Here is an 11,789-nt window from a genome sequence, read left to right as displayed (position 1 = left end):
TCGACGGCCTTGCGGCCCTCGGCGGGGGCGAGGTCGAAGAGGTAGGGCGGGTTGGCGGTGGCCTCGACGAAGGCCTGCGCGGCGGGTTCGAGGACGGGGCGGACGGGCGTGGCGTCGGTCATGACGGCCTCTCGGATCGGGTGCCGCGCACGGGTGGCCGGCGGTGTTCACCGGGATGGCGGCACGAGATAGAGAGTAGCGTGCGATTAAGTCGTACGCTACTTAATATCGATCGATCCGTTGGTGTCCGATGTCATCGGGCGCGAAGAGTTTGGGCTCCATGGGGTCGAGAGGACCAGAAAGCTAAGGTGGGGACAGGCCATCGACGCCGCAGGAACCAGGAGCCGCCAAGTGGACCGCACCGCCGCCGAGCCGGCCGAGGGCTCGCTGCTCCTCGACGACCAGCTCTGCTTCGCCCTGTACGCCGCCTCCCGCGCGGTGACCGCGCGCTACCGGCCGCTCCTGGACGAGCTGGGGCTGACCTATCCGCAGTACCTGGTGATGCTCGTCCTCTGGGACCAGGACTCGGTGTCCGTGCGCGAGCTCGGTGCCGCGCTGCAGCTGGAGTCGAGCACGCTCTCCCCGCTGCTGAAGCGTCTGGAGGCGAGCGGCCTGGTCACCAGGGAACGGCGCCCCGACGACGAGCGGTCCGTCGCCATCCGGCTGACCGCGGACGGCGCCCGGCTGCGGGACCGTGCCCGCTCCGTCCCGGTCGCCATCGGCGACGCCATGGGCCTGACACCCGAACAGGACGCCATGGCCAAGCAGTTGCTGCGCCTGCTCACCGTGAACGTCTCCGACCGCGACGCCGACCGCTGACGCCCTTCGCGCCGGGCGCCGTACGGTGCCGGTGCTCCGCACCCACCGCACGACGACGAGGAGTTGTGACGATGACGCAAGCGACCGGCGGTGCCGGTGCCCCCGTGTACGGCTTCGTCGGGCTCGGGGTGATGGGGCAGCCCATGGCGCTCAACCTCGCCCGGGCCGGCACCCCGCTCGTCGTGTGGAACCGGACGCCCGAACGGGCGGAGCCGCTGCGGGCGGCCGGAGCGCGGGTGGCGGCGAGCGCCGCGGAGGTCTTCGCCCGCGCCCGTGTCGTGTTCGTCATGCTCGTCGACGAGACCGTGACCGATGCCGTACTGGGCCGGGGCGGCCCGGAGTTCGCCAAACTGGTCGCCGGCCGGATCGTCGTGTCGACGGGCTCGGCGGCACCCGGGTACGCGCGCGGGCTCGCCGCCGACATCGAGGCCGCCGGCGGCCGCTTCGTGGAGGCGCCGGTCTCCGGGTCGCGCAAGCCGGCCGAGGCGGGCGAGCTGGTCGCGATGCTCGGCGGCGCCCCGGACGCGGTGACGGAGGTGCGGCCGCTGCTCGGCCCGATGTGCCGGGAGACCGTCTACTGCGGTCCGGCCGGCTCCGGGGTCCTCATGAAACTGGCCGTCAACCTCTACCTGGACACCACGCTCGCGGCACTCGCCGAGGCCGTCCACTTCGCCCAGCGCCAGGGCCTGGACCTGGAGACCTTCCGTGCCGTCGTCGACTCCGGCCAGCTGGCGAGCGGCATCACCCGGGTCAAGGTCCCGATGCTCGCGGCCCACGACTTCACGGTGCAGGCCGCCACCGCCGACGCCTACGCCAACACCAGGCTCATCGCCGACGCGGCCCGCGCGGCCGGGATCGCCACCCCCATGCTCGACCTCAGCAGCGATCTCTACGGCGAGAGCGTACGGCTGGGCAACGCGCGCCTCGACATGTCCTCGGTCCTGACCGCGCTCGAGGCCCGCACGGACACCGGGGCGCCGCCGGTCACCGGCTAGGCTTCCGGGACATGCGCATCTCCGTCTCCTCCGACATGGACGAACCCGTCGCCCGTCTCCTCGTCGAGGAGTTGCGCCGGCGCGGCCACGACGTGCGCCTGTACGGCGCACTGGCGCCCGGGGCCGACCCGCAGTGGGCCGTCTGCTCGGAGGCGGCCGCCCGCGACGTCGCCGACGGTACCGCCGACCAGGCCGTGGTGTGCTGCTGGACCGGCACCGGTGCCTCGATCGCCGCCAACAAGGTGCCCGGTGTCCGTGCGGCCCTGTGCGCCGACGCGTACACCGCGGACGGCGCCCGCCGCTGGAACGACGCCAACGTCCTCGCCCTCGGACTGCGGCTGACCTCGCAGCCGGTGCTCAAGGAGATCCTCGACGCCTGGTTCGCGGGCACGCCGAGCCAGGACGCCGAGGACCTCGGGAACGTGGCCCGTGTCGGTCGCCTCGACGCGGGCCGCGGGGCTGTCTAGAAATCGTCAGGTGTCAGTGGGCGCCGAGCCCGCCGCCGCCGAACGAGCCACTGGAGCCCTTGCTCCAGCGTGGCCGGTCCTTCGACGTGCTCGGCCTGGTCTGCTGGTTGCTGAGTTCGTACGGGGTGAGCGGACGGCCGCCCTTGGGCATCAGCGGGATCTCCTCCGACTCGCGGTTCTCCCGGATCTCGTGCACAGCTCCCTCCGGTGGCAGCTTCGGCTGCTCCTCGGGACGCGGGCGGGGCGACTCGCGGTACTTGACCCGGTTGCCCAGCCAGAAGCCCCCGGCGAGCATCGCCAGCACGGCGACGGCCACCACGAAGAGCGCGAGACTCAGTAGGCCGCTGGGAGCGGCCAGCTGCATCGGTTCCGTACTCATAGCAAAGGAATACCCCTCTCATAACGGAGCGAACCGGACGTAATCGGTGGCTGGTCGAACACAGCGCGCGACAGGAGGTCAGTGCGGATCGTCGCGTACCGAGACCGGGCAGAGGTGGCAGTGGACGTCGACCACGCCTTCCACGGCGCGGGTCAGCCGTTCGGCGACCGGTGCCGGTTCCGGGCCGTCGATCCAGCCCGTCAGGGTGACCACTCCCTCGGTCACCTCGACCCTGATGTGGTCGGCGGAGAGCGGGAAGAGGCGGTCGACGACCTCCCGGCGCACCTCCTCGGTCAGCTCCTCGTCCGCACGCAGGAACACCTTCAGCAGGTCCGCGCGGCTGACGATGCCCCTGAGGACGCCCGTACCGTCGACGACGGGCAGCCGCTTGACCCCGCGCCGGGCCATGACCCGGGCCGCCTCCGCCACGGGGGCGTCGGCGTGCACGGTCACCGCGGGCGCGTTCATCAGCTCCCCGGCGGTCACCGCACGGGCCCTGGTCAGGTCGGCCTCGGACACGACACCGACCACCCGGCCCCCGCCCTCCAGTACCGGCAGGGTGCTCACCTTCCACCGGTCCATCAGCGTGACGACGTCCTTGAAGGGGGTGTCGCGGCCCACGGCCACGGGGTCCCGGGTCATCACGTCGCCGACGGTGTGCGGGCTGTCGTGCATGGTCGCCTCCTCGGATCCCGCCGACCACGAGAGGGCGGGAAGGACGCCATCCACTTCTCGCGGATCCTGATTGCGCGGTGCGCGGCCGTGGCCGACCGCTTCCCCGCGTCACTGGGGGTCCTTCCCGTCACCTCCAGCACACCACGGGAACGCCCGGGCCACCAGGGCCCACCGGTCCGCAATTCACCGGCCCCCGCACCCGCACGGCAGCGAACCGGCCGCGTCATGCCGCCGGCCGCACTTCTCTGGCGGTGCGGCCGTCCGTCGCGCAGCGTGGAGGAGGGGCCCGCCGGACGCCCGAGAAGAGCCGGAGGAGGGCGCGCGGGGAGCCCGAGGAGAGGTGGAACGCATGGACGGGGATGTCACCGGGCGGCGGATCGTGGTCGGCGTCGACGGATCGCCGTCCTCGTACGCGGCCCTGCGCTGGGCACTTCGGTACGCCGGATTCGTCGGCGGTGTCGTCGAGGCGGTCGCCGTGTGGGAGCTGCCGGGACTGTACGGATGGTCGGGGCCCGCCGTGGACATGGACCTCGACGTGGAGCAGGCCCGGGACCGGATGCGGCAGGAGCTGACCGACGTGCTCGGCGCGGACGCGGCGGGCTCGGTCCGCTCCCACCTGGTGCACGGCAACACCACCGACGTCCTGCTGCGGGCCGCGGAGGGCGCCGAGGCCCTCGTCGTCGGAAGCCGCGGCCGGGGCGGGTTCGCCCGCGCGCTGCTCGGCTCCGTCAGCCAGCACGTGTCCCAGCACGCCACCTGCCCGGTCGTGATCGTCCGCGCGGACGAGGACTGAGCCGCGGCGGCCACCCGCGGCGTTTGCCCGCACCGCGGGCTGGTTACCCGGGCCGTATGACTTCGACGTCTTCTCAGCAGGACCTGTACCGGTTCCTGGAAGACCGCTTCACGTGCGCGCAGGCCTGCACGGAGTGTGCCCGGATGTGTGCGCTTCGTGCGGGGGTCCTGGACCCCGGCGGCACCGCCGACACCGAGGCGGACCGGTTGCGGCGCACCGGCATCATGTGCGCCGAGGTGTGCGACACCACCTGCCGGGCACTGACCGAGGAGACCGACCGGGACCCGGACGGGCTGCGCGTCCAGCTGGAGTGGTGCCGCACGGTCTGCCTCGACTGCGCGCGGGCCTTCGACGCCCGTCCGGGCGCCGAGTCGAGCGCGGCCGCCTGCCGGGCGTGCGCCGTGGCCTGCACGGACTTCATGGCGGCGCTCGGCTGACAGGGGCCGGCGTACGGGTGCCGCCGACGGCACCGGCCCCGGCGGCACCAAGATCCGCGTCAACGAGTTCCCGCCGGGCTGTGTCTCCCCGACCCACCGGACGCAGACCGTGGACTACGGCATCGTCCTGGCCGGCGAGGTCGTCCTCGTCCTCGACGGCTCCGAGCGGGTGCTGCGCGCCGCGGACGTGGTGATCCAGCGCGGCACCGGCCACCGCTGGGAGAACCGCACGGACACGGCGGCCCGGATGGCGTTCGTCCTCGTGGACGGCGTCTTCACCGAGCCGCTGCTGGAGGTCCTGGGCCCGGGGGCGCTCGGCTTCCTGCACGGCAGCCCGCCGGCGCCCGGCCGGTCCTGACCGCGATCGCGGCGGGCCGCCGCCATTCCCTATTTCTGGAACACGTTCTACGGTGTGCGCCGTCAGGACCGCCCTTGGGGAGCCTGGAGGCGCCGTGCACCTCGACCACACGCCCGAGCAGCAGCGGCTGCGCACCGAACTGCGCGCCTACTTCGCCGGCCTGGTGCCGGAGAACGCGTACGCCCGCTACGCCGACCCGGCCGCGCAGAAACGCTTCTACCGGGAGACCGTCCGCCGCCTGGGCACCGACGGCTGGCTCGGCGTGGGCTGGCCGAAGGAGTACGGCGGCCGCGGCCTGACCGCGATGGAACAGTTCATCTTCTTCGACGAGGCCGCCCAGGCCGGCGTACCGCTCCCGTTGATGGCGCTGAACACCGTCGGCCCGACGATCATGCAGTACGGCACCGACGAGCAGAAGTCGTACTTCCTGCCCCGCATCCTCTCCGGCGAGATCGACTTCGCCATCGGCTACAGCGAACCCGACGCCGGCACCGACCTCGCCGCCCTGAAGACCCGGGCCGTCCGCGACGGTGACGAGTACGTCGTCAACGGCCAGAAGATCTGGACCACGAACGGCGACACCGCCGACTGGGTCTGGCTCGCCACCCGCACCGACCCCGGGGCCCCGCCGCACAAGGGCATCACCATGCTGCTGGTGCCGACCACCGAGCCCGGCTACTCCTGCACCGTCATCAACACGCTCGCCTCGCACGACACCACGGCCAGCTACTACGAGAACATCCGCGTCCCCGTCTCCCGACGGGTCGGCGAGGAGAACCGCGGCTGGCGGCTGATCACCAACCAGCTCAACCACGAGCGTGTCACCCTCGCCGCCCACGGCACCATGGCCATCCGGGCCCTGCACGACGTGCAGCGCTGGGCCATGGAGACCAAACTGACGGACGGCCGCCGGGTCGTCGACCTGCCCTGGGTGCGCCGCAACCTCGCCCGGACCCACACCCGCCTGGACGCCATGAAGCTACTCAACTGGCAGATGGTGAGCGCCGTCCAGGAAGGCACCCTCACCCCGCAGGACGCCTCCGCCGTCAAGGTCTACGGCTCCGAGGCCCGCCGCGACGCCTACGCCTGGCTGATGGAGGTGGCCGGTGCGGCCGGTCCGCTCAAGGAGGGCTCGGCGGGCGCGGTCCTCCACGGCGACCTGGAACGCGGCTACCGCTCGGCGGTCATCTTCACCTTCGGCGGCGGCAACAACGAGATCCAGCGGGAGATCATCTCGTGGATCGGACTGGGCATGCCCCGGGTACGGCGCTAGCCGGCCGGGGCCGCCGACGCCGGTCGTCACGTCACCGAGGGCGGCCCGGACCGCGGGCTGCGCCTCCGTACGAACCGCACGTGCGGTCGCCTGTTCCGTCCGGGGGCGAGGTGAGCGGTACCGGGCGTGTGCGCGCCCGTGCCCGCGGGCGCCGGACGGGCGGTGGGGTCAGCCCGCCGCAGGCCTCCGCCTGCGGGGCCCCGGGTGCGGCCGGTAGGGGCTGACGCTCGGCTCACCCAGCACCCAGAAGCGCCAGGGGTACCCGGCGGCAGGACCGCCCACCCCCGTCCGCGGCCCCCGGCCGATCCGCGCGGACGGAACGGCCCCGGCGGGCTCCGCGAGGAACAGCTCCGCCGCCCCGTCGCACGCCGACCGCCCGTCATGACGCAGATCGGCGATGCCCAGCGCCCGGGCGAGGTTGGCCGGGCCGCGGGCCAGATCGCGCGCCCGCACCCCGGGCCCACGGCGTTCTTGGGCGGCGTCCGCTCCCTCCACCACGGTGCCGGCGCGCAGCAGCACCGAGGCGGGACGCCCGCCGGGCCCGCAGACAGCGTTCAGGCACCGGTGCACCGCATGCGTCCGGTACACGTAGAAGGTGCCCGGGGCTCCGAACTCCGCCCGGTTGGTCCTGTTCGGGCCGCCGAACGCGTGCGAGGCCGGATCGTCCGGGCCCTCGTACGCCTCCACCTCGGTGATACGCACCGCTGTCACACCATCCTGCGAGCGGGAGACCACGAGAGCCCCCAGCAGTTCGGGAGCCACCTCGACGGCGGGCCGGTCGAAGAAACGCCCGGGCAAGGCCGACCGGCCCGCCGGCGCGGCCTCCGGCTCGTCGAACGCCCGCAGCTGCTCGTGATCGGTCCCGGCCGCGCCCGGGACCGTCAGGTTCTCCGTCAAACCGCTGCCTCCTGTCGGGATTTCCGGGCGCCGGATCCGGCGCCCCACGGTGCCAGCGCTCTCCGCGTCCCGCTCCATGGCCGTGGAAGCAGCCGCAGGGCACTCGGATACGGACATGGCACATGGGAGCCGGGCGCCCGGCACGCCGCCGGAGGCGCGGGCCGGGGACGATCGGGGCGGGCCGCACTCGCGGAGCCGGTGCCGGGGCGGACCGTCGAGCAGGTGTGACCGGTCTCGTCCGGCACGGCCGCCGCGCCGGATCCCGGCGGCGTCCCGTGCGCGCCGGGCACCTCCGGGTCCTCAGGAGCGGGTGTTGTCGCCCGCGGTGTGCGTGGTCCGGAAGCGTGCCCGGTAGACCCCCGGCGTGACGCCCAGGTTGCGCGTGAAGGCGCGGCGCAGCGACTCGGGTGACCCGAAGCCGGTGCGCCGGGCCACCGTGGCCATGGGGTCGTCACCCTCCTCCAGCATCGCCCGGGCGGCTTCCAGCCGGACCTGCTCGACATAGCGGGCGGGGGTCGTGCTCATCTCCTCGTGGAACAGGCGTGACATGTGGCGGGCGCTCACACCGGCTCGGCGGGCCATGGCGGCAAGGGTGTGCGGCGCGGACGGGTCCTCGGCGACCGTGTCCAGGACCCGGCGCAGCATCTCCTGCCTCGCACGCGGCGTGTGGGTGCGGACACTGAACTGGGACTGGCCGCCCGGCCGCTGCATGAACACGACCATGTCCTTGGCCACGGCGCGGGCGACGTCGGCGCCGAGGTGCTCCTCGACCAGGGCGAGCGAGAGGTCGATGCCCGCGCTGACGCCGGCCGAGGTCATGATGTGGCCGTCGCGCACGAACAGGGCGTCCGCCTCCACGGTCACCCGCGGATAGCGCAGGCCCAGTTGGTCGGCGAAGCGCCAGTGCGTGGTCGCCCTGCGTCCGTCGAGCAGTCCGGCCGCGGCGAGGAGGAAGGCTCCGGTGCAGATGGACGCGGTGCGGCAGCCGAGTGAGTCCAGCGCCCTGATGGCGTCGAGCAGGGCGTCGTCCTTGACGAGGGAGGGCCACTCGGGGCCACCGGGGACGACCACCACGTCGCTCGCCTCCTGCACCTGCGCGGCAGCCAGGTCGACGCGCAGTCCGGTGCCGGACGCGGTGACCACGTCGGCGCCGTCGGGGGAGACCGTGCGCACGCGGTAGCGGCCACCGAAGTCGTTGGCCGTCGTGAACACCTCGATCGGGCCGGTGACGTCGAGCAGCCGAACCCCAGGGAAGACCAGCACGGTCACCAGGAGCGGTTTCCTGCCTGACGGCCTGTCCTTCATCGTGCGCCTCCCGGACGGACTGGGACCCACAGCGGGACACCATCATCCGCCCGGCGACGCCTCGTCCGCGCCCGTAGCGGGCGTCGTCGGCGTCCGTGCGGGACGATGCCGTGTCCCGTCGTGTGCCGAGGTGCCGGGTGCCGGCGCCTCACCCGCTCTCAGCGGCCGCCTGCCGTGACGTCATGGCCGTACCGATGGCCACGACACGCTCGGATCAGGACATCGGGACGTCCGGCCGGTGGGCCGCACGGTCTGCCCGGTGCCCGATGTCCTGGTGTGAGGGCGTCGTGGCACGTGCGGTGCTGTGGCCGGGGCGCGTTCGTCCGTAGCGTCGGGGCGCCAACAGGCCGCCGGTCTCCGTGGCGGCCCGAGGGCTGTCGGCTGCGATCCGGCCGGTCACCGTCGCCGGTCGAGGGCGGCGACGCATCCGACACGAGAAGAGAAGGCGTTCCGAGCCGTGACACCGCCCCACAGTCCCAGTCAAGCAGCCCCCTCCCGGACCGGCCCGGCCCCGGGATCGTCCGCGCAGGTACGTGACCAGCCGCACGAGGCGGACGACCGGGAGCGGGGCGGGCTCGGTCCCGGCTGGTTCGCGGCGGTGATGGGCAGCGGGATCGTCGCGGTCGCGGCCGCCACCCTGCCGCGCGGTTTCCCCGGGCTCGACGCTGCCGCCACGGTGGTCTGGGCCGGGACCGCGCTGCTGCTGATCGTGCTCGCCGGCGTCTATGCCGGGCAGCGGAGGCTGCGGGCGCATGCCGGAGATCCGGCGCTGGCGCAGTTCTTCGGTGCGCCGCCGATGGCGCTGCTCGTCGTCGGGGCCGGGACGCTGCTCCTCGGCCGGCGGCTGGTCGGGGAGCGTGCGGCGGTCGACGCGGACTGGGTGCTGTGGTCGGCCGGTACGGTGCTGGGCCTCGCCACCGCCTGCACGGTTCCGTACCTGATGGTCACGCGGCACCGTTTCACGCCGGACGCGGCGTTCGGTGGCTGGCTGCTGCCGGTGGTGCCGCCGTTGGTCTCCGCCGCGACAGGCGCACTGCTCGTCCCGCGGGCGGCGGCCGGCCAGGTGCGGCTGGCCCTGCTGCTGGGCTGCTACGCCATGCTCGGACTCGGACTGGTCGCGGTCCTGCTGGTGCTGGCCATGGTCTACAGCCGCCTGGTGCACCACGAAGCGCCCGTTGGTGCGGTGGTGCCCACGGTGTGGATCGGTGTGGGCGCGCTGGACCAGGCGGTGACGGCACTGTCGTCGCTGGCCACTGCGGCGCCGAGCGCACTGCCCGCCCCGTACGCGCGCGGGACCGCGGTCGCGGCGCTGCTGGGCGGCCTCGGGATCTGGGGCTTCGCCCTGCTGTGGCTGGTGCTGGCCACGGCGCTGACCGTACGGGAGATCCGCAGAGGGCTGCCCTTCGCGCCGACCTGGTGGTCCTTCATCTTTCCCCTCGGTGCCTGCGTCACCGGCACCAGCGCCCTCGCCGCCCGCACCGGCTCGCAGCTGTTCGTCTGCGTCGCCGTCGTCCTGTACGCGCTGCTCGTCGCCGCCTGGGCGGTGGTCGCCTGGCACTCCCTGCGCCACGCCGTCGGGCAGCGGGACCGGCGCCCACCGATGACGGGAGCCGGCCACCGCTCCGCGCGGCACGGACGCAGCGGGCACCCGTGCCTACGGCCGCGCTTCGGGCGTCGCCGGGGCCGTGCGTCGCGGCGGGGCGGTCCGGCCCGTACCCGCGGATCCGCGGGTGGCCGTGGGGCGGGCCCGGAGCCTGGCGACGACCATGGCGGCGAACACGACGGCCCAGAACACGGCGGCGATCCAGACCTCCCAACGGCCCGCGCCGGTCAGCCACGGGGTCCCGGTGGCGCGTCCCAGCTCGTGCGTGGTGACCGCGTACATGCCGACCGGGAAGACGAGGTTCCACCAGCCGAGCTCGTACCGCAGCGGGACACGGCGCAGCCCGTGCCGCCAGACACCCAGTGCCAGTAGGAGCGGGATCAGCCAGCTGGAGAAGGCCCACAGGACGACGGCCGTCCCGGTGACGAACGGGCGCGACAGCATGGTGCTGCCGGGCGGCAGGGCGATCAGCCGGACTCCGGCGAGCACGGCGATCGCCGCCGCGCCCATGAAGATCCACACGGACGTCATGAGGCCTTCCGGCTGCACCGGCCTGACCAGCAGCCGGGCCAGGACCAGCGCGGCGGTCAGCAGGTACTGCACCAGGCCGACGGCCCAGCACACCACCGCCAGGACGGCCAGTGCGTGTCCCGGGGTCACCCGGGCCAGCGAGGCCGCCGCGACCGCGACCGACTCCGATCCCACCGCCCACAGGAACCAGGTGCCGTTCACCTGGTCGAGCGTGGGGCCCCGCCTCAGCGAGGTGACGAGCGCGAGTGGGACGCCGTAGTCCAGCACCACCCACCCCAGCGTCCCGAACGCCAGGAACGCCCCCGCGACCGCCGTGTGGCCGTCCGGCACGAAGCGTGCGGCCAGCACGTTCGCGGAGATCGCGAGGGTGAGGAACGCGAAGGCGCGCGGGCCGAGGAGATCGGCGACGAGCCGCTCGCGCCGACGCAGCAGCCGCCAGCCGTACGCGGGCACCAGGAGCACGAAACCCGCCAGGGCCACCCACAGCAGTACGGCGGAGAAGGTGCCGGCGCCGTTGACGTACAGGGCTGTGGAGACGATGCCGGTGCCCATGACGAACGCGAGCGCGCCCGGGTTGAGGCCGGCCACCGCGTCGGACAGGGCGGCGCGGTGCCGGGGCGGCGGCGGACCGGGAGTGGTGCGGGCGGGCGGGGCAGGGTCGGCAGCCGGACGCGGCTCGCCGGGAGGGCCGGGCCGGGTGAGCCATTCGGCCAGGACCGAGGTATGGCTGTGCTCCACGTCCCGGCTTGCGGTCAGCAGGGTGAGGCTGTGGCGTTCGGCCAGGTCCCGGAGCCGGGCGGCCGCGTACCGGTGGCGCTGATCGCCCAGCTCGGAGAGGTAGCGGCGGCGGAACTCACCGAACTGCCCGGGGTTGTGGCCGTACCAGCGCTGCAGCTCGACGGAGGGTGCGACCTCCCGCAGCCACTCGTCGAACGGCGCGACCTGCCGGCGCACGCCCTCCGGCCAGACCCGGTCGACCAGCACGCGCTCGCCGACCTCGCCGTCCACGTCCGGCGGCTGCTCGTCGATCCTGCGGCAGGTGATCCTGGCCATGGTCCGTCCTTTGGCCGCTCTCGCGGTAGCAGCATTTTACTGGGATGCGGATGTCGTTGCCCTTCGGCCGCCGGGTGGCCGGCGGCCGGGAAGCCGGGAGCGGCTGGGGCGCGCTCCGCGATCGAGGCCAGGTCCACGGTGTCGAGCACCCGCTCGTAGTCGGCGATCGCGGCGTCCGGCACCTCGATCCCGAGGTCCTTCTGG

12 protein-coding genes and 2 pseudogenes are annotated in these 11,789 nt (G+C 73.6%); 8 read left to right on the top strand and 6 right to left on the bottom strand.

Annotated features, from left to right (window positions below; all coding sequences use genetic code 11):
- Window positions 1-122, bottom strand: a pseudogene (locus AB0472_RS45645) (esterase); the annotation flags it as partial.
- A gap of 229 nt (window positions 123-351) precedes the next feature.
- On the opposite strand from AB0472_RS45645, the gene AB0472_RS45640 reads away from it, so the two are divergent.
- The 3 genes from AB0472_RS45640 to AB0472_RS45630 all read left to right on the top strand — a co-directional run bounded on the left by AB0472_RS45640 (window position 352) and on the right by AB0472_RS45630 (window position 2,281).
- A complete protein-coding gene (locus AB0472_RS45640) occupies window positions 352-819 on the top strand; it encodes a MarR family transcriptional regulator (protein ID WP_366365578.1) in 468 nt (155 codons plus the stop codon).
- Window positions 820-890: 71 nt separating this feature from the next.
- Window positions 891-1,814 (top strand): NAD(P)-dependent oxidoreductase, encoded by a 924-nt coding sequence (locus AB0472_RS45635; protein WP_366365577.1) that lies wholly within the window; start codon window positions 891-893, stop codon window positions 1,812-1,814.
- An 11-nt stretch (window positions 1,815-1,825) separates the two neighbouring features.
- Window positions 1,826-2,281, top strand: a complete 456-nt coding sequence (locus AB0472_RS45630) for an RpiB/LacA/LacB family sugar-phosphate isomerase (RefSeq protein ID WP_366365576.1) — start codon at window positions 1,826-1,828, stop codon at window positions 2,279-2,281.
- 13 nt (window positions 2,282-2,294) lie between these two features.
- On the opposite strand, the gene AB0472_RS45625 is transcribed toward AB0472_RS45630, so the two are convergent.
- The gene (locus AB0472_RS45625) at window positions 2,295-2,660 is read right to left on the bottom strand and encodes a DUF6479 family protein (RefSeq protein ID WP_351956391.1); all 366 of its coding nucleotides are present in this window, start codon (window positions 2,658-2,660) and stop codon (window positions 2,295-2,297) included.
- Between the two features lie 78 nt (window positions 2,661-2,738).
- The gene (locus tag AB0472_RS45620; RefSeq protein ID WP_366365574.1) at window positions 2,739-3,335 is read right to left on the bottom strand and encodes a CBS domain-containing protein; all 597 of its coding nucleotides are present in this window, start codon (window positions 3,333-3,335) and stop codon (window positions 2,739-2,741) included.
- A 349-nt stretch (window positions 3,336-3,684) separates the two neighbouring features.
- Between AB0472_RS45620 and AB0472_RS45615 the strand changes: the two genes are divergently transcribed.
- The 4 genes from AB0472_RS45615 (at window position 3,685) to AB0472_RS45600 (ending at window position 6,196) form a co-directional block, all read left to right on the top strand.
- Window positions 3,685-4,128, top strand: coding sequence for a universal stress protein (locus tag AB0472_RS45615; protein WP_366365573.1), 444 nt, complete (start codon window positions 3,685-3,687; stop codon window positions 4,126-4,128).
- Between the two features lie 56 nt (window positions 4,129-4,184).
- The gene (locus tag AB0472_RS45610; protein WP_366365572.1) at window positions 4,185-4,565 is read left to right on the top strand and encodes a ferredoxin; all 381 of its coding nucleotides are present in this window, start codon (window positions 4,185-4,187) and stop codon (window positions 4,563-4,565) included.
- Window positions 4,566-4,617: 52 nt separating this feature from the next.
- Window positions 4,618-4,923 carry a cupin domain-containing protein gene (locus AB0472_RS45605; RefSeq protein ID WP_366365580.1) on the top strand — a complete coding sequence of 102 codons (306 nt, stop codon included), beginning with the start codon at window positions 4,618-4,620 and terminating at the stop codon, window positions 4,921-4,923.
- 94 nt (window positions 4,924-5,017) lie between these two features.
- Window positions 5,018-6,196, top strand: a complete 1,179-nt coding sequence (locus AB0472_RS45600; protein WP_366365570.1) for an acyl-CoA dehydrogenase family protein — start codon at window positions 5,018-5,020, stop codon at window positions 6,194-6,196.
- A gap of 168 nt (window positions 6,197-6,364) precedes the next feature.
- Here AB0472_RS45600 and AB0472_RS45595 read toward each other — a convergent pair whose 3' ends face one another.
- A complete protein-coding gene (locus AB0472_RS45595; protein ID WP_366365569.1) occupies window positions 6,365-7,093 on the bottom strand; it encodes a DNA-3-methyladenine glycosylase in 729 nt (242 codons plus the stop codon).
- A 300-nt stretch (window positions 7,094-7,393) separates the two neighbouring features.
- Window positions 7,394-8,398: a GlxA family transcriptional regulator gene (locus tag AB0472_RS45590; protein ID WP_366365567.1), complete on the bottom strand. Its 1,005-nt coding sequence runs from the start codon at window positions 8,396-8,398 to the stop codon at window positions 7,394-7,396.
- A gap of 304 nt (window positions 8,399-8,702) precedes the next feature.
- Here AB0472_RS45590 and AB0472_RS45585 point away from each other — a divergent pair.
- A pseudogene (locus AB0472_RS45585) lies at window positions 8,703-9,944 on the top strand (TDT family transporter); the annotation flags it as partial.
- A gap of 108 nt (window positions 9,945-10,052) precedes the next feature.
- On the opposite strand, the gene AB0472_RS45580 reads toward AB0472_RS45585, so the two are convergent.
- The gene (locus AB0472_RS45580) at window positions 10,053-11,585 is read right to left on the bottom strand and encodes a DUF488 family protein (protein WP_366365566.1); all 1,533 of its coding nucleotides are present in this window, start codon (window positions 11,583-11,585) and stop codon (window positions 10,053-10,055) included.
- Window positions 11,586-11,789 lie beyond the last annotated feature (204 nt).

Source organism: Streptomyces sp. NPDC086777, from assembly GCF_040702065.1.
In the GTDB taxonomy this organism is placed as follows: Bacteria; Actinomycetota; Actinomycetes; order Streptomycetales; family Streptomycetaceae; genus Streptomyces.
Note: the sequence above shows the minus strand (reverse complement) of the source record. Positions and strands in the feature narration are given on the sequence as shown.

What these genes read in the sequence shown, in the direction of transcription:
- AB0472_RS45635 (WP_366365577.1), top strand. Translation starts at nt 891, where the DNA reads ATGACGCAAGCGACCGGCGGTGCCGGTGCCCCCGTGTACGGCTTCGTC.
- AB0472_RS45630 (WP_366365576.1), top strand. Translation starts at nt 1,826, where the DNA reads ATGCGCATCTCCGTCTCCTCCGACATGGACGAACCCGTCGCCCGTCTC.
- AB0472_RS45625 (WP_351956391.1), bottom strand. Translation starts at nt 2,660, where the DNA reads ATGAGTACGGAACCGATGCAGCTGGCCGCTCCCAGCGGCCTACTGAGT.
- AB0472_RS45620 (WP_366365574.1), bottom strand. Translation starts at nt 3,335, where the DNA reads ATGCACGACAGCCCGCACACCGTCGGCGACGTGATGACCCGGGACCCC.
- AB0472_RS45615 (WP_366365573.1), top strand. Translation starts at nt 3,685, where the DNA reads ATGGACGGGGATGTCACCGGGCGGCGGATCGTGGTCGGCGTCGACGGA.
- AB0472_RS45610 (WP_366365572.1), top strand. Translation starts at nt 4,185, where the DNA reads ATGACTTCGACGTCTTCTCAGCAGGACCTGTACCGGTTCCTGGAAGAC.
- AB0472_RS45590 (WP_366365567.1), bottom strand. Translation starts at nt 8,398, where the DNA reads ATGAAGGACAGGCCGTCAGGCAGGAAACCGCTCCTGGTGACCGTGCTG.
- AB0472_RS45580 (WP_366365566.1), bottom strand. Translation starts at nt 11,585, where the DNA reads ATGGCCAGGATCACCTGCCGCAGGATCGACGAGCAGCCGCCGGACGTG.